The 17525-nt window shown below is 44.6% G+C and carries 16 protein-coding genes and 1 pseudogene; 9 read left to right on the top strand and 8 right to left on the bottom strand.

Translation table 11 applies throughout. From position 1 onward, the window contains the following. From QWZ07_RS25470 to QWZ07_RS25445, 6 genes are all read left to right on the top strand, one after another. Complete coding sequence (locus QWZ07_RS25470; protein WP_192854603.1) at positions 1–1236, top strand: hypothetical protein; 1236 nt, start codon at positions 1–3, stop codon at positions 1234–1236. A 7-nt stretch (positions 1237–1243) separates the two neighbouring features. Beyond that, positions 1244–2020 (top strand): glycosyltransferase family 2 protein, encoded by a 777-nt coding sequence (locus QWZ07_RS25465; RefSeq protein WP_192854605.1) that lies wholly within the window; start codon positions 1244–1246, stop codon positions 2018–2020. A 13-nt stretch (positions 2021–2033) separates the two neighbouring features. Beyond that, on the top strand, positions 2034–2939 hold the full coding sequence (locus QWZ07_RS25460) for a hypothetical protein (RefSeq protein WP_192854607.1): 906 nt from the start codon (positions 2034–2036) through the stop codon (positions 2937–2939). Next, positions 2921–3166: an acyl carrier protein gene (locus QWZ07_RS25455; RefSeq protein WP_192854609.1), complete on the top strand. Its 246-nt coding sequence runs from the start codon at positions 2921–2923 to the stop codon at positions 3164–3166. Before QWZ07_RS25460 ends, QWZ07_RS25455 begins: the two co-directional genes overlap by 19 nt. After that, positions 3160–4677 (top strand): amino acid adenylation domain-containing protein, encoded by a 1518-nt coding sequence (locus tag QWZ07_RS25450; protein ID WP_192854611.1) that lies wholly within the window; start codon positions 3160–3162, stop codon positions 4675–4677. The genes QWZ07_RS25455 and QWZ07_RS25450 overlap by 7 nt, the downstream gene beginning before the upstream one ends. A 129-nt stretch (positions 4678–4806) precedes the next feature. After that, positions 4807–5496 carry a 4'-phosphopantetheinyl transferase family protein gene (locus tag QWZ07_RS25445; RefSeq protein ID WP_192854613.1) on the top strand — a complete coding sequence of 230 codons (690 nt, stop codon included), beginning with the start codon at positions 4807–4809 and terminating at the stop codon, positions 5494–5496. Between the two features lie 333 nt (positions 5497–5829). Here the strand turns inward: QWZ07_RS25445 and QWZ07_RS25435 are convergent. Then, positions 5830–6240 (bottom strand): annotated as a pseudogene (locus tag QWZ07_RS25435) (KilA-N domain-containing protein); the annotation flags it as partial. 506 nt (positions 6241–6746) lie between these two features. Here QWZ07_RS25435 and QWZ07_RS25430 point away from each other — a divergent pair. Further along, positions 6747–8027, top strand: a complete 1281-nt coding sequence (locus tag QWZ07_RS25430; protein WP_261891653.1) for a hypothetical protein — start codon at positions 6747–6749, stop codon at positions 8025–8027. A gap of 178 nt (positions 8028–8205) precedes the next feature. Further along, complete coding sequence (locus tag QWZ07_RS25425) at positions 8206–9780, top strand: EAL domain-containing protein (RefSeq protein WP_261891656.1); 1575 nt, start codon at positions 8206–8208, stop codon at positions 9778–9780. A 411-nt stretch (positions 9781–10191) separates the two neighbouring features. Here the strand turns inward: QWZ07_RS25425 and QWZ07_RS25420 are convergent, their stop codons facing one another. The 4 genes from QWZ07_RS25420 to QWZ07_RS25405 form a co-directional block, all read right to left on the bottom strand. After that, the gene (locus QWZ07_RS25420) at positions 10192–11346 is read right to left on the bottom strand and encodes an Ig-like domain-containing protein (protein WP_192854717.1); all 1155 of its coding nucleotides are present in this window, start codon (positions 11344–11346) and stop codon (positions 10192–10194) included. A 215-nt stretch (positions 11347–11561) separates the two neighbouring features. Further along, on the bottom strand, positions 11562–12005 hold the full coding sequence (locus tag QWZ07_RS25415) for a lytic transglycosylase domain-containing protein (RefSeq protein WP_171750895.1): 444 nt from the start codon (positions 12003–12005) through the stop codon (positions 11562–11564). A 54-nt stretch (positions 12006–12059) separates the two neighbouring features. After that, a complete protein-coding gene (locus QWZ07_RS25410) occupies positions 12060–12395 on the bottom strand; it encodes a type I restriction endonuclease subunit M (protein WP_192854768.1) in 336 nt (111 codons plus the stop codon). 78 nt (positions 12396–12473) lie between these two features. Continuing rightward, positions 12474–12863 (bottom strand): DUF7659 family protein, encoded by a 390-nt coding sequence (locus QWZ07_RS25405; protein ID WP_261891734.1) that lies wholly within the window; start codon positions 12861–12863, stop codon positions 12474–12476. Positions 12864–12921: 58 nt separating this feature from the next. On the opposite strand from QWZ07_RS25405, the gene QWZ07_RS25400 reads away from it, so the two are divergent. Next, positions 12922–14121, top strand: coding sequence for an IS4 family transposase (locus tag QWZ07_RS25400; RefSeq protein ID WP_132982278.1), 1200 nt, complete (start codon positions 12922–12924; stop codon positions 14119–14121). A 108-nt stretch (positions 14122–14229) separates the two neighbouring features. Here the strand turns inward: QWZ07_RS25400 and QWZ07_RS25395 are convergent, their stop codons facing one another. From QWZ07_RS25395 to QWZ07_RS25380, 3 genes are all read right to left on the bottom strand, one after another. After that, positions 14230–14586 carry a hypothetical protein gene (locus QWZ07_RS25395; RefSeq protein WP_171750892.1) on the bottom strand — a complete coding sequence of 119 codons (357 nt, stop codon included), beginning with the start codon at positions 14584–14586 and terminating at the stop codon, positions 14230–14232. A 961-nt stretch (positions 14587–15547) separates the two neighbouring features. After that, complete coding sequence (locus tag QWZ07_RS25385; protein ID WP_192854643.1) at positions 15548–16471, bottom strand: Rpn family recombination-promoting nuclease/putative transposase; 924 nt, start codon at positions 16469–16471, stop codon at positions 15548–15550. 311 nt (positions 16472–16782) lie between these two features. Then, positions 16783–17514, bottom strand: a complete 732-nt coding sequence (locus tag QWZ07_RS25380) for a DUF3307 domain-containing protein (RefSeq protein WP_290256830.1) — start codon at positions 17512–17514, stop codon at positions 16783–16785. Positions 17515–17525: the final 11 nt, after the last annotated feature.

The following is a 17525-nucleotide window of genomic DNA, read 5'->3' as shown; positions in this document are numbered from 1 at the left end:
ATGTTATCTGAACGGATTGCGACTAATCCCACACAATGGCACCTCCTCACTCAACAAGTGTCTGATCTGGATCAATGGCTGCTGGCCTCACCGATCTACCACTTATCGACGCCCGTCGCCCTATCGGCCATGGGTGAGGTCATTGAGGCCATCGTGAACAACAACGATGGATTGACACTTACCATCAGTGACGATGGTCGTTACTACACCGCCCACACCCGACCAGCCATACTTAGCCGATGTTTTGAGGTCATTCCTGTGTCGGAGCACACCGACGAAGCACACCATCAGGCGCTGGCACAGATCAGAGCCTCCTTTGGTCAACTCAGCTCGCCTGTATTGTTTATCGCCTTCACAACAAACAACGCCTCCATCAGCCGTTTCTGCTTTCTCATTCACCATACCGTTGCCGACAGACAAAGCATGATTTTATTGACCAACGAGCTCTTTCATCGTTTAGCCCAACTGAAGCATGATCGGCCGCGTCACCCTGAGATCACCCGAAGCTCTTTCATTCGCCATCTCCAGCAGAATTTCTCACTCTGCTCTCAACCGCGGTCCCCTCATAGCCAGGCATCTAAGCCAATGATGGCTGGACTCAATCAGGAGACCGAAACACGCGCCGTCAGCTTTCGATTTCACTCTCCTGATTACGAGCTAAAGCTTGCAATTAGCTTGGGGCTGGGACTCGAAGAGACGCTGATGTCGGTGCTGGCGATGGCCTATTATGACACGTTTGGCCAACCCGAGTTCGAGTTTGAACTGGTTTGCTCGGGCCGCCGTCAGCAGCAGCAGCAAGAGATTGTGGGCTGGCTATCTCAAACCTGCCAGCTGTCTTTGATCGCGCAGGCCGACTTGAACGCAACCGCTCAAGTGAATCGCCAAGAAATCGACAAGGCGATGTTGCTGGATCCGCGCCAGATGCCGGCATCCGCACCCGCCAATAGGGTGTTAAACATCATAGATCGCGGAAAAAATCAATTTGATTATCAAGGTTTAGTGGCTGAGGTACCGACTCCCACGGGCTTACCCAACTTCGGCGATCAGTCACAGCGAATTTACGCCTTGGGGATTGGGGTGATCCTTTCTGCGTCTTCCCTCACTATCCAGCTTGATTATGCCAAGCAAAATAAGACGGCGCTGCAGATCATCCCTTTTCTTCACCGTATTCAACAAAACATGGCGACGGAATTGGCTTCCATCGTAACCCCATGCTCTGAAACCCCCAGTGATTGAGGACCCCATGCCGAATTTTTCAGTAATCATCCCAACTTACAATCGTCTGTCGCTCCTAAAGGCTTCCGTCGAGAGTGTCTTGAAGCAAACCATGGCTGACTTTGAGATCATTATCGTAAACGACCACAGCGTACCGATTGTGCCGCACACCTTCAGTGATCAGCGAGTGTCTGTCATCAATTCATGCCTTGAGCGGGGACCTGCTTTTGCACGTAATCTCGGTATTCAAGCAGCAAAAGGACACTACATCTCTTTTCTCGACGACGACGACCACTGTCACCCTGAGTTTCTGCGCAAAACCTGGCGTGCGTTAGCGCCCACCGACAGCCAGATTGGCATGAGTTGGACCGGTGCCAAGTTCTTCAACGGGGAGCAAGTGACTCGCGTCTACGCACCAACCATTTCTGAGGACGATGACCAGGCGCTGCTCGATGAGTTCTTGAGTATCGGTACCGGGTTTGGGGTTACGTTTAAAAAAGAGTGTCTGAGTCACACGGGGCTGTTTGACGACCAATACCGCTATATCGAGGACACCGAGCTCTTTATCCGAGCCCTGTCGCACGGCTACCTACCGCTTCATATCCCCGATTTATTGGTCAATATCCTCGACCACAGCAATGAACGACAGACCAATACCGAAAACTACGCCAAGAGAATTGCTGAATGCCGACAACTAATCGAGGCCAACGGCCACTTTTTCACTCGGAATCCACGAATGAAAGGACAACTTCACTGGACAATTAAAGATTTGGAAACTCAAATCGCCACTGCCCTCTTTGCTTAACAACGGACACATTATGGACACCACGCACCTTCTTCATCCTGCTTCTCCCGACGAGTTTCTCAGCGCTTTTGTCCAACTCACCGGACTCGAGCTCAAAGAGTACATCGACGCCGTTTCCGGCATCGAGAGTGAGCACATTTTCTTGGTCGGTTCTATCCCACAAGGCTCTGCAACGCCAGTCTCCGATATTGATCTTATCGTCACTGGCACTCACCGCTACTACCCTGACGACGGGGTCATGTGGCAGCAAAGCGCTGGAGGCGGCGTGATGGTCGCGGAGTTCTTCAGTGAAGTGAACGGGCACGAAATTGACATTACCCTCGTCAATCTTGACGCCATCACCGGTCTTGTCGCAGGACTAGCCAGCGGCAATCTGCACATGAGTGACCTCGAGTTCAAAGTGTTGTCGATTCTCAAGAATGGCTGGCAACTGCAAGGTCAGCTAGAGTTCGATCATCTCCAATCCGGCGATTTGGAGCTCTTTAGCGCCATTCGTCACTGTACTTTGGCTCTGCAAGAATTTAACGATGCCCTACACGCGAGGGACAATGGTCCTTTCTGCCTTTCGATGCTCCGCAGCGTGGTGTTCAGGATTGCTTCCTCATTTTTGGCCATGAATGGCTTGTGTTTCACCGGCCCCAAATGGGTCAAGAAAGCGCAACATCTGCACCGCAATGGGCCACTGAGCACGGCGTCTCAGGCCTTGCTTCAACGAATGGTAGCCTTGTTCACCGACGATGCCCCAATGACGCTCAAGGATCTAACGGGGGCCATCACGTCTGTGTCCGCTCTGATTGACGATTTCTACCAAATCGCACTTGAAGACTACCTAAACTTCAGCATCGCTATCCAGATAAACCAAGAGATCTCGGCACTTGAATCCGCCAATAAGGAGGCCCTATGCATCATCCTCAAGTAGACACTACCCTTCAATCGCTCTGGCTGACCCATACGCAAAGCGAACAGTTCAGTCCAGACGTTGACTTCATCAACAGCGGCGGTAACTCACTGTCCATGGTCAGAATGCTCGGTGCGGTTTGCCAAACGTTCAACATTCGCTTTTCGTTCACTGCCTTTCAACAAGCACCGACCTACCCAGTCCTCAGGTCGCTGGTCGACAGCGCTCTGGAGGACGTACCATGCTAACGGTTATCGAAACCTTTGATGACAGTGTTTGTCGTTTTCCCCACAACGTCTGCATCACCGACGGTGACAGCACGTATACGTACCAAGAAGTGGCCCACATCGCCGATGTAGTCGCCAGCCATTTATTAGCTGTTCCACGAACCGACGAGCTCTGCCTAATAGGGGTTTATTGCCAACGAAATATATTCTTATTGCCGATGATCTTAGGTATCTGGAAGGCGGGATTGACCTATGTGCCGCTCAATCCCGGCGACCCGTCCGAGAAACTGACAACCATTGCCCGCAGCTACCGACTGAGTCTCGTCATCACCGACATCGACGACGCGTTCACTCAGAGCCTTCAGTCACATGGATTGCTGGTCTCACCCGCCGACCTCACGCGCGCCGCAGAGCGCCCTCCTGTCGGGGCCGCGTCATCCAGCCCTGACGCTCTGGCCTACCTACTGTTCACATCAGGCTCTACCGGTGTGCCGAAAGGCGTGATGATCAGCCATCAAGCCTTATTCGCCACACTGAACGATCTTACCACTGAATTGGATCTCTCAAGCGAGATGACATTTCTGGCGAACACCACATTATCGTTTGATATTTCCTTGATCGAGCTGTTTCTGCCGTTGACGGTCTCTGGGGCCTTATATTTGTCCAAAACTAACCTCTTTCTCTCCCCGTTTGAACTCCACGATACCGTGGCAACGAAGGGCATCACCCATCTGCAAGCCACACCGTCGGCGCTCTCCTGTATCACCGGGATTGGGCTTACCTTTCCTCAGGGGACCGTACTGTTGAGCGGAGGTGAAACGCTACCCGTTAATCTGGCGACAGAGCTGGTCGAGATGGGGTTTGATTTGTACAACATGTATGGTCCCACCGAGACAACCATATGGAGCTCATGCTTCCGAGTGACGCCAGACACATTACGCGCGGGCCGTCGCCAAGGTAATACCGTGCCCATCGGGCGTCCCCTTCCAAGCGAAGACTTCTACCTCGTCGATCCGAGCACCTGCCATCCGATCACTCTCCTCGGGCAGGAAGGCGAGTTGGCCATCGCCGGTTCCGGTTTGGCCATGGGGTATTTGTACGATGAGTCCAAAACCGCTCAATCGTTTGTCAAACTCACCCTTTCCGGATGTGAAAAACAACAGGTCTACCTGACCGGAGACCTCGCCCAAAAAATGGAGGATGGGCATTTCGTTTACGTCTCCCGAATCGACAATCAGGTCAAAATCCGCGGACATCGAATCGAGCTATCCGAAATAGAAAACCTTAGCTTAAACCACGCCAATGTGGCTCAATGTAGTGCCATTTGCCAAGATCAACGTCTATGTCTGTTTTACAAAACACACGATGGCGCTGACTGCCAGGAAGAACTAGCAGTCATGTTGGCGAAGTCGTTACCAAGCGTTGCCCTTCCATATCAGTACTTTCTGGTCGACTCACTCCCGTTATTACCCAGCGGGAAGACCAACAAATTAGTATTATCAACTCTGCTGAGTTCTACCGTAGTTCCGTGAGGTATCATCATCGCTTGTTAGGGTCATCGCACCGCGTGTCAAAGGAAACAAGCCATATCAATACTAAGTGTCGTGCTTCGAGTATGGACTCAGAAAGCACATTTTAAAACGTGAAATGGACAGAGATTTATGAATTTTGCCTCTCATAAGGAGACATATGACATTGGAAGCGAAACCATCCAAGTAAGGCATTATGATATCAAACTTTTTTCTATATCAGATTATGCTCAGCAAGAAGTAGCAATTCCAAAATCTATTGAAACTTCTGTCACAAAACGTCAAGCAGAGTTTCTTGCAGGTAGATTAGCCGCTCGAGATGCACTAAGAGCTATTCAATTTTCTAGAAATGTTGATATCCCTATTGGCAGGTTCCGAGAACCGGTTTGGCCTAAGGAGATCATTGGCGCCATTTCTCATACCGACTCGATTGCTATTTCGTTAGTTAAGAATAAAAAAAAGGATGTTATTGTCGGATTAGACATTGAGAACATTATGAGTGAACACCTGTGCAATGACATAGAGCCGCTACTCATGAGTCCTAAGGAAAATGAGCTTCTAAAATCGGCTCCCTTACCACGTTCTATGCTTCTCTCTATATTATTTTCTGCTAAGGAAACTCTCTTCAAAGCTCTCTTCCGTGAAGTTCGTCAATATATAAACTTCTTAGACTCCGAAGTGACCTACTTTTCCTCCAAACAGCAAATAATTAGCTTGCGAATTACACTTAGCCTTATCGGTATCCGTTTTCGCGATAAATATGATGTCCACTTTCGCATATTTGGTGGTAAGGTCATGACTTTGTTAAATGAGTTTTCATGATTGAACGTATCACCTCCCCAATCATGAAAGGCCCCAACCGCTTTTATAAAATTAGAGAAAATGACTTGAAGCCCTTCATTTTCGTTATGTAGGCTACGCTTCATCGAGACCATAGAATATGTATACCAATGTTTCATTCTGCCCAACGAAATCTTGGCTTTTTCATCTCGCTCAAAGAACCTGATCCTGTTGAACTCTGAGAACAAAACCCTTACTTGTGATTCTGACAACGGTGTTGTCGGGTTACGTGTAATGAGTTAGTAAATTTGGCCACATAGTTAAATGAGGAAAAGTAAGTCAATTGATGCTTTGGTGAAGTGTACCTTGAATCGCATGTACAGCTTGCGTTGTTACGTTTTTCGCCTTCGCCAACTCAAAAATTAAGTCGTTTAAGGAGAGGTCTTGCGGAACGGTTGGAGCTGGAAGAGCTGCAGCTGTGGGCATACTGTCGAACGCACGAATGACATTTAGATGGAACTTAGGGCTAACCCACATTGCATAAGAATAAACAAGTTCTTTGCATACCCAAGTCCCCGCATTACTACCGCCACGTTTGGTGTTTACAGCAAAGCAGGAATTACTGCTTTGCTCAATTTCATTAACCAGTTCTTGAGTTTGCTGATTCTTAATAAAAATACTTGGACGATGTCGACTGTGTCCACCACTTGCTTTATGTAAATCATTTAACGAGTACAAATTATCAAGTGTGCGGATGTCTTTATTAACGATAGTTAGATTAGGCATGATGGCCTCCTATGCGACTTAATTAAATCACCACAAGAAGGTCCTAAACTTCGGGTGGTGAACTGAACAAGGTTAGGACTACCGCGCATAGGAACGGCTAGCCGAAGCTGCCTCGCCCTGCCCACCATAATGCTGATAGTACGTTTTTTAAGTAAAACGACTATGTTCAGGTGTGCCGAAGCCGCACATAAAAAAGGCCAGCAGAAGCTGACACTAATGTGCCCTATACAAAAGCGGGGCCCTAAACCCGACACTGGATTTTGCCAGTGTCGGGTTTAGGATGTGGGAGATCAGTGTCAAACGTTTAATAACGTTGCATATTGTATAGAGCATAGTTCTTACAATCAGCTTGCCTCACCCATGAACGTAGACAGGATTGAGACAAAAAATTCCAGAGAAGACACGCCGTTCCAGAGTCACACTAAATTATTAACTAATTTAGATTCGTTTTATTTGTAACTATTGTAGTTTGGCCACTCACACAAATACGAATGAGAATTGTTGTCATGGGTTATTTAAAGAAAATAATAGTTCCCTTATTTTTCCTCTCACCAATACATTGTTATTCCACAGAAATTAGAGGGGAAGCTTTGCAATCGAATGACTCTTACGAAAATAAGATTAGAGATAAAAAATCGTTAGCGTTAGAAGCCTCTGACTGTACTGGCAACTCCTCTTGGATTGACTACCCTTCCTTACCTCAAGAGCCTACAGAAACTAGTAAATCCGATATTAATTGCAGTTTTATGCAGTTTGCCTGGCAATCTTTTGCTTATTATACCAGTGACAAGACACCGGATTTATTCTTGAATATGATGCCGAAAGACAGAATATTTAAAGAGATACCCGATAGTTGGGACAATAAAGGTGATCAAGGATTAGTACAAAGTGAGATCCTTCAAGCCGGCTCTAATTTCCCATTGAACGATCAAGAAAGCAATCCGGTCTTCTATCAACAAAGTGTCAATAAAAAATTCTACAATGACATCGTCAAACACGGATTAAACAATAGCCAATGTGTCGCCGAGATTGACAGTGGGAAAACACCGTTTGAAATATCCCCAGGCTCCACTGAAGTAAAAACCTCATGGAAATTAATATCTAATAACGACAACCCTGAAAAATTTTTCACTATTCATAGAGATGTTGAGATCAACGGGGTAGTAAGGAGTAATGTTCTAATGGGCTTGGTTGGGATTCATGTAGTACGAAAAACAAGGAATCATCCTGAATTCATTTGGACCACATTTGAACACAAGGAAAACGCTCCTGATTGTGCTGATGTTCCTAACCTATCAAATTTTGAAAAATCAGGTAATTGGACATTTTTCAATCCAATGTCCTTTCAGAAAGTGAATACTTACTTCCCTGGTAAACCTACCCAAGTCTGTAGAGAAACACCCTATGGGGTTGGTGTTTTAACGAAAACTGAAGTAGCGAAAGATATAAAAGCGCTTAACGAGGCAATGTCAGATTATTACCAATCACGCAAATCTGTTTGGTCTAACTACTTCCTGGTGGGTACATCTTGGACAGTCTCAAACGAGAGTGATTTAAATAAAGGAGAGGTGCCTCCCACTTGGAAAAATGAAATAGGGGGTTCGAAGTTATTATCAAACAGTACAATGGAGACCTATGTCCAAAACCCTCAATGGTTTGCTTTAGTGCACCCTAAAGAAGATAGGGGCTGTTTTGCTTGCCATAAATATGATCCTTTAACAAAGAAAGCCTTACATTTAAGCCATATGTTTAATGCGGCCCAAGATTACGGTCAGTGTTTTCTTTAAGGCTTGATTTAGAGCCTAAAAATTAAAACTTCCTAACAAAAAGTGATCAGCTTTCCACTTTTATAATTTGCCTTTTAAGATCAAGGATTTCTTATAGAAAGAAACATTAATTAAACCGCATAATAACATTTGACAACTCAACACAATCCGTTGGATTTATAATTATAAAGAGTTAAGCATGCGCTCCAGACACCCTTGGTTAAACCGCTTATTCAGTCCCCACCCTCAATGGGTCTATAAAACTGGTGTTATGTTATTGGCCCTGTTGTTTAGCTTATTGGCTTCATTAGCCACCAGTCTTTATCAAGTTCATAATGAAATTAAGAATGACGTCGACTACCTCGATCAAATCGTTTCTGTTGCGATTAAATATGGGCTTGAAAAACCCACTCTTTCTGAAGCCAGCGTCGCTAGCGGTGAATGCTCCACTGACACTATCGAACAGTTAGAGAAGCTTTATGTGTCGCATCTACTTATGTCGATACCCATCGTTAATCTTGATAAGCAGAAGCCCTATACCTATTGCTCTCCTTTCGGTGTTGAACAATTTGAACAACGTAATTTTAAGAACTTACTCAATACACAATTAAAAGGAGAAATGTGGCGTTTAGCGATTTATTCTCTCTCTACAACCCCAAAACATCCCCCCTATCTATACGGTTCGAATGGACAATATGGCTTCCTCTTTCCATTACGCACGGAATACCTTTTCCTTGAAAATGATTTAGACCATCAACGCTCTATTCGTTTATCTTTACCAAAAGAAAATTACACTATCCTTGAAATAGGCAGTTTGCCCAAGGCCGATCGCCTGTACTCGAACTCAGTTGCTTCAAACTATCTGCCTCTTACCTTTGAATCCTCCGTCTCTACCTCACGAGTACTCTCGAAGTTTAAGCAAAACTTGTGGCCGGTTACCACTTTACTCTTTATGATTTCACTCACCATTCTTTGGTTATGTGTTTCCTATTGGCACGCAAAAAAAGAAATTGCTCTTCAAAAAGCGGTTCGAGACGCCCAGTTTTTCCCCTATTATCAACCCATCGTCGACGCACAAACAGGTAAAATGCTCGGTGTCGAAGCTTTACTCCGATGGCTTCCCTCTGATGGCCGTGTCATAGAACCAAGCAAGTTCATCCATTATCTAGAGCAAAGTGGGGAGATCATTTCAACAACAGAAAATCTCATTACAACCATTTACCGCGACTTATCGCCTTTGATGAGTCAAAACACCGAGTTTTATTGCAGTGTCAACATCACGCCTCTGCACCTACAAAATGACGATTTTTACCACTATTTAAAGCGGTTTCAGCACGACTACTCAAAACTGACGCTTGAATTAACAGAACGCCAACCGATTGAAAATTTAGCGTTTGCCAGTCAGCGTATCGCCTTGCTCAAAACATTAGGGCTTAAAATAAGCCTTGATGATGCAGGTACCGGTTATGGCGGAAACTCCTATTTGCATTATTTCGATATTGACACTATCAAAATAGACAAAATGTTTACACGCTCCATTGATGAAGGAAAGTCCGCTGTTCTCGATGGGTATATTGAGATGGCTAAACAATTAGAACTCAATCTAGTAGCGGAAGGAGTTGAAAATAAACTCGAAGCTAAAGGGCTTTTATTAAGAGGCGTATTTCAACATCAAGGTTACTACTACGCCAAACCTATGTCGATTGAAGATCTCCATCGCTGGGCTTTAGATTACGGTTATACTCACGAGCGGGTTAGTGAGACGCTCAACTAAAAACATCACGGAGCTTGCCTTATTCAACGACGAGCGCCCAAATAGATATCATTTTTTGGTGAGCTTTCATGGCCAGCGGCGAAACACTGGTCGCTGAAATTCGATTTAGAGAGAGTTGGAGTTGTATGTTGTTGTGCTATAAGGAGTTTCCTTTCTGTTTGAGGAAGGTTAACAGCCTGCGAGCACCATCAAATGATGCGAATCAAAAGGGAAATCAACACATAAAACAGCAAGCCCTTACTCGAACTTAATTGAAATCAGTAAAAGGTAACGACGAGGCGCAGTTGCGCAGGCGTTCAAGATTGCAGCGATATCCTTTTAGATACAGCTGACCGCACATCTATGAAAAAGATAACCACCTGCAAAGTAGGTGGTTATAAGTTGGAATATCAAAAACTCATACGTTAAACGTTAGGGAACTGAGACGCAGGACGCGTACAACTCTTCTTCTCCCAGACTCAACCCTTCGCCGCCATTCCTGAGGTCTATATTAAAAAAGCCAGGACCTCTACTCTCACTTGACCAGTAATTTAACCTGACTGGCCAGCCGCGCGCGTTGAACATATTGCCGTATGTATTGAAGAGCAATTTTAACTCATTTTTTGTTGCCAAACGCCAGTTGGTGCGTCCTGCTAAATCCTCATTACTATATGTACTACATAATCTATTTGCATTATCCCAAGAGAACCAAAAGAAATCTCCAGCAGGCCCAGAAGTTCCAATTTCTTGCGTAAAACCATTATTTGCACTTCCTCCAATGGAGAATAAAAATAATTTTGAGGGTGAATTGGTAAACAACTTCCCATTCCCAGTATCGAATAGATCAATACATGAAGCACCGACGGACGTACATCTATATACCTCCACGCTCACTGTGTTACTGGTGACGCCATCTTTAGTGGCGGTTATCGTTGTTTGGCCGACGTTGACGCCAGACAGGAAGCCTGTCGGCGTTACTGTCGCGGTACTCAGATCATCCGACGTCCAAGTGACGGAATCACTCACATCGGAGGAAGTGGTATCACTGTAGGTTGCGGTTGCCATTAGTGGTGTCAGTTGACCTTTTGCCACAGAAACCGAAGGCGGTGTGACCGAAATCGCGGTGATGACCGCAGCGCTGACCTCCACGCTCACTGTGTTACTGGTGACGCCATCTTTAGTGGCGGTTATCGTTGTTTGGCCGACGTTGACGCCAGACAGGCTTCCTGTCGGCGTTACTGTCGCGGTACTCAGATCATCCGACGTCCAAGTGACGGAATCACTCACATCGGAGGAAGTGGTATCACTGTAGGTTGCGGTTGCCATTAGTGTTGTCTGTTGACCTTTTGCCACAGAAACCGAAGGCGGTGTGACCGAAATCGCGGTGATGACCGCAGCGCTGACCTCCACGCTCACTGTGTTACTGGTGACGCCATCTTTAGTGGCGGTTATCGTTGTTTGGCCGACGTTGACGCCAGACAGGCTTCCTGTCGGCGTTACTGTCGCGGTACTCAGATCATCCGACGTCCAAGTGACGGAATCACTCACATCGGAGGAAGTGGTATCACTGTAGGTTGCGGTTGCCATTAGTGTTGTCTGGATGATTCCCAAGTGGTAACAATGACCTCCAATGAGTCTGCATCTAGTTTGTTTTCTTGGGGTGTGTTTTAGGGACGTCGAGCTCAAAAGCCGAACCGTTGGCGATTGAATCTAGGGTGATTGAGACCATTAGGGAAGGAATGTAAAACGGAAAAAGAAGATCGTGACACAACTAGCGCTGCACCGTTATGGTGCGAGAAAGGTTATTTTAATGGCGACTGATAATAGACTTTTTGAACTTTTTTGATGTATATTTTTCTGGCGCTTTCGGTACGTTTAAGAAATCCTGCATTATAAGCGCCTACGCTATTCCAGTTATAACCATGGCTGGCAAAGTTAGAGTTTAATACCCACGCACCTAATGAAACATTAAAACAAGGTTCGTAGACATTGGTTTCATTGACATTAAATTCAGCCAGTCGAGGAAACCAACTAGAGTTAATTTGCATGAGTCCAAAATCACGACTGGTTACTTGACCTTTTTTATTTTTGTTTTCGTTATAAGCATTAGGATCAAGACTGCTTTCAACTTGAGCTATCGATCGCAGCAGATCTGGATCAACATTATAATATTGTCCTGCTTCATCAAAACAAAACGAATACCCGACACTTGGAAATACCGACAATAATAAGATTAGTTTTTTCATAAGCTAAAAAATGGAGTCCAAAGGAACTCCATTATATCGCGTGAATTGACGTCATCAATATTCATTAGGGAGTAAAATCGTAGTGCAACTACGATCACGCTCGGTAATTATCCAGACTTGTTCATTACAAATGGTGTAACTGGATAAAACCCGCTCGCCTGTCTTGGTGGCTTCGTCATTGGTAAGTTTATCTTCAACACAGACATTTCCCCAATCACCATTTTGGTGACGATGTAAGTAAATCGGTAAATTCACACCAATATTGTTATTTAGCAGTTCAGTAATGCCTTGTGTACAAACAACTTTGCCAAGATCAAACGGCACAGCCGTACAAACATAATTTTTTTCTTTTGTTTCTTCGTTACCTGATATAACATTTTTAATGTTCATTTTATTTACCCCTGTATTTAAATTGAATTTTCCTTGATATTTGATACAGCAAATATCAAGGCGCTTTACTTTTAGCGTTTAATAAACGTCTTCCGTTTTACGAATGTGATTAAATACCTCATACACTTCATCGTAAGAAATGCCATACCCTTCGAGCTTTTCGACACAATCACAAATGTCATTGGTATAGAAACACTCGTGATTGAATAGCTCACGGCGAATGATCGCTTTTTTACCATTCTCTTCGATGTCTTCGGCGATCCCTTCTTGAGCAATAGAATCTAAACGGGTCATTAATTGCTTCGCATTATCAACAGGGCAAATTAAACCCATACCTAACGACGCATATTTCACGCCCTCTTTTTTTGCTTCATCGAACTGCTTATTAGAAAAAGCAAAGAACGCCCCCGCCTCATTCTTGCGAATCCCCTCATAATCAGGCTTAAAAACAATGAGGTAGACGTGCATCGCCGTCTTTGATCTAATGAATATCGCTGAACACACATTTCGAACAAGTGGGTTAATAATGCGCGACATTCAGATTCTACAACAAACCATACAAAACCAATGCCCCTCCATTCACAAAAAACGCGTTAGTTCTCTGATACTTGCTACAAAAAGTGTACTTGACGGCTCAGACTTAACGCTGACTAAACTAGGTCGCAAACTAGAAACTAATACCACGGTAAAACATGCGATCAAACGCGTTGATAGACTGCTTGGAAATCGCCAACTACATCGTGAAAAAGACCTTATTTATAAATGGCATGCCTACTTAATAACGGGCGCTAACCCATGCCCTGTGATCCTTGTGGATTGGTCTGATGTTCGTGAACAACTTCGTTATATGACGTTAAGAGCATCCGTTGCACTTGATGGTCGAGCCGTCACAATCTTTGAACAAGTTTTTGAGTATGGCCAATACAATTCACCGAAAAGTCACCAAACATTCCTCGATAAATTGCAGAGTATTTTGCCGAATAAAATCAGTCCGATCATCGTTTCTGATGCGGGTTTTAGAAATACTTGGTTCCGCCAAGTTCAGGAGAAAGGTTGGTTTTGGTTAGGTCGTGTCCGAGGTGAAGTATCAATCAAACAACCTCAAAAACCTTGGGTCTCAAATAAAACCTTTTATCCAAACGCTGTCCATAAACCCAAATATCTTGGCAACTGCTTATTAGCAAAGAGATCACCGATATCTTGTGAAGCCTATGTTTATAAGGGATTAGAAAAAGGCCGAAAAGCCCAGCGCCATAGTAGAACCAGCCAAAAACACTCCGCTACACATCTCTATCAACGCAGTGCAAAGGAGCCGTGGCTACTCGCGACTAATGTCCCTCGACATATCTTAAATGAAGTACAAATTACCAATCTGTACGCCAAGCGTATGCAGATAGAAGAAGCCTTCCGCGATCTAAAGAGTACCGCCTATGGGATCGCACTTCGTCACAACAGAACTCGCTGTACTAAGCGATTAGATATCCTGCTTCTTATTGCGTTGCTCGCTGAAATCTTGATGTGGTGGAATGGCCTAATTGCAGTACAAGCCAAATGGCATTTTGACTTCCAAGCCAACAGCATTAAACACCGCCGAGTTCTATCCATACCTCGTCTAGGGAGAGAGGTACGAAATCATCGGCGATATCAAATTAATGAATCCCAATATCAATGGGGAATGTTCGAATATCAAAGGCTCACACACAACGCAGGACTAGGGAAATTATGAGGGGATCCGTCAGCGCCTCATTAAATGCTTGCGTTTGTTTGGCTTGAATATAGTGAGAGAGATATTTCATGACTTACTCCTGACGTTAATACAAAAACATCCCAGTAATTAAAACGGGCAACGGTGAAACGAAAAGAGGGATCTCGAAGGGGTTGATACATCCTTAACAATAAAATTGTCAGTTAAGTCCCCTATTTTAAAGTGGTGCAAGATACTTTTCTCAACCTCAGCCTGAGTGGATGGGTAGAACTTAGAATCACGCAAAGTAAATCCCGCGATTTTGAGTTCAGCTAAGGTAATGTCGCTACACGGCGTAAGAGAAAAGCCGTGATCTTCTCCCTCTGTACGCTGAGGAATAGGCAGTAAAGAGATATCATTTTTTGGTGAGCTTTCGAGCCCAGCGCCGAAACGCTGGTCGCTGAGCGTCAATGTAGAGAGAGTTGGGGTTGAGTTTTGTTGTGCCATGACAAGTTTCCTTTCTGTTTGAGTATCACTTTTATGGAGCCGCTTGGCTGTCCAGATCTCAAACAGGGTTCTTCTCTGCAGGGGCGCGCAGCGTTTATTAACCCTTGCAGAGAAGGTTCTGATTGAGGATGGTGAACAGTCTGCGAGCGCCATCCAGTGATGCGAGTCGAAAGGAAAATCGGCACATAAGAAAACAAGCCCTTACTCGACCTTAATTGAAGCCAGTGAAAGGCAATAAGGAGGCACGACGATGCGCAGCTACGCAGTAGCGGAGGCGTTGGGTGATTGTTCGCCGTAACTTAATGTCACATCGAGCTTGCTCGATAACAGTGCCATAAGTTATCGCGAGAGGAGTGAAGCGACAGAATGAGCCGACCGAAGGGAGAACGCCCAATATTTAAGTTTAATGCGTACTTTATAGGTTGATTGGCGTTAGAAAAAGAACCGTCCGTACTCAATTTTCAAAGGTAAGCGTTCGAAGGCGGTTCAAGTCAAATATAGCAATAAATCTAAAGGGCGATTCGCCGTCTAGCCATTAACTCAATTAGCCCCCACCTTTTTGGTCAGGGAGAGTGAAAAGTGAAAAAGATTGATGCAAAGAAACGCAGAACATAGCAAAAGCTACACTTAGCTGTTCATGTCGATATACTCGAAACCATGAGTGTGGAAGTCAGTTTTGTTGCGCCATGAGGTTCTGAAAAAGAAAGGTTTTACCTCATTGAGAGCACCTCGAAAGAATGCAAGGCGTTGGGAAGAGAGTTACTCAATAAATAAAGCGGAAAAGCGCTAAAGCGAGTTTGAGATATTACAACGCTCAAATAGGTGAAATGATAGTAAATGTCAAAACTATGAACAAAATTATAGCTCTAGGTATGCCAGTTAGAAGCCCACGGTTAGCCATAAACGATGTAGCTTTGTCTCCAGGCAGATTTTATCAACACAACCCTTTATGCTTGAGCGGCTAATGAGAAAGTTGTGCTAGTTCGTCTGTATTCAATCCCGTGACATCCATAATGGTTTGTTGATCTAGACCATTAAGCAGCATCTTACGCGCCATCTCCTTGAGTGCTTCTTGGCGACCTTTTTCCTCACCTAATTGTATACCTTCTTGGCGGCCACGTTGCTCGCCTTGTTGGCGCAATTGTTCTGCAATAGTCATAAGTGTTTCCTCGTGTTTCGGTACTGATGAGACCAGTGACGTAATTAACGCTTCTAGGTTATTCGTTTCACCCACTTGGAGTAGGTAGCTCATCAATGACTGTACTTGCTTATCTGTAGTGTAATCGGTTAAGAGCAATGTGACCAGAGGCTCAAAGAAATCCATGATATCACGATGCCTTGCGTGCTTTTGTACAAGCTCAAGTAACGCGATGCGGCGATGCTGCATTATCTCATCATCGGAGATGACCGTGACATCGACCAATGGAAAATCTTGAGTATAAAGTGCTTTAGCCTTGTCAGGGTTAGCGAACCCTTTTAAACAATTCATTTTATAGGGATAAGGCGAGACTTGGCCATGGTAAAACTGCAAAGGTATCACCAAGGGTAAGTGCTCATGACCCGCTTCAATATGCTGTTGCATGGCAGCGATAGCGTAACGCATCAGTCTGAACGCCATGTGTTTATCTGGTCGACTCTGGTGCTCGATTAACGCGTAGACGTACCCTTCCCCCTGAGACGTTGTGAGAGAATAAAGAACATCCGAATAATAAGGCCGTAAACTTTCTTCAATAAAGCTGCCTGATTCGAGCTTTAAGGTCGTCAAATCACAGATTTCACGCAGCTCAGCAGGTAGGTGAATATCCAATAAGTCCTTAGCGGTTTCAGGATGAGTGAGAAACTGCTTAAAGAGCGCATCATGTGGCGTTGGCGTGGTCTTTTTCATACCGTTACCTTAACACTAAATAAGTCAAATCAGTACTAGGATAAAAATTCTGCACCACGTTGGTTTCTTTCTACACATCAATTTAGTTCATTTACTCTAAGTAATCTTTGCCCCATTATGCGTTTCGGCAGCTAGCTATCACAGAATGCAGCCGCCAATTTTGACCTACTTGTTCTTATGTCTAGAGCTCTAACTATGTAACCAAATCTGCTAATCCACTACATTAGAAGGGTAACTTTCTTCCCTGTAATTGATCGTTATCCCGTAAAATTCGAGCTTATCTAGTAATAAACTGCCGAATACCTTTTTGGTCATTTAATTTTCACATCTAAACCAAGTGATATTAAGGTACCTACCAGTGTTGTGATCACCACCGATATCAAGGAACCAATCAGCACATACTCAGTCATGCTTCGGTCATCTGATCTATTCAACTCACCAAACCTAAATATTGACTTAGCCGCCAATACGAAACCCACCGCTGCATAGCTCCCCACAAGCGTAAAGGTCAGTATTAACACTCGCTCTAAATAACCGATCAACTCACCACCTGCGATAAGACCACTAATACTAGTAGTATCTTTATCTGATATTGGAAACTTCCTTAAGACGCTGCCAATCACAATCGAAGTTGGCTTGAGAATTAGTAAGTAAGCAAAGACCACCATAACACCATCTGAGAACTTCTCATCTTGTAGTACGGCATCGATCGTTACACCATCTGCAATGTGAAAGGCAATGGCTATTAGCACTGAGACATGCAAAGTCTGGTCAATAATAAAATAGGAAAACTTACCACCATTTCGTGCTTTTACTTTCCACAAATCGATAATAAAATGACTTACCGCTATGATAACTACCAAACAAGTAGTTGAGCGCCAGTCAATACCTAACGCAATAGCAGGAACTAACAACGCGACGCCGTGTAATAGTGAGTGAAAGTACAGTTCAGTTGAACGGTAAGTGTATTTTTTCTTTGCTTCTACCCATTGGTTTGGCTGGAGGTAAAAATCACAGATGATGTGAATCATCAAGAACGGTATTAGAACATCAA

Origin of the sequence: Vibrio lentus, from assembly GCF_030409755.1 — a bacterium.
GTDB lineage: Bacteria > Pseudomonadota > Gammaproteobacteria > Enterobacterales > Vibrionaceae > Vibrio > Vibrio lentus.
This window is presented reverse-complemented; position numbering and strand designations above follow the sequence as displayed.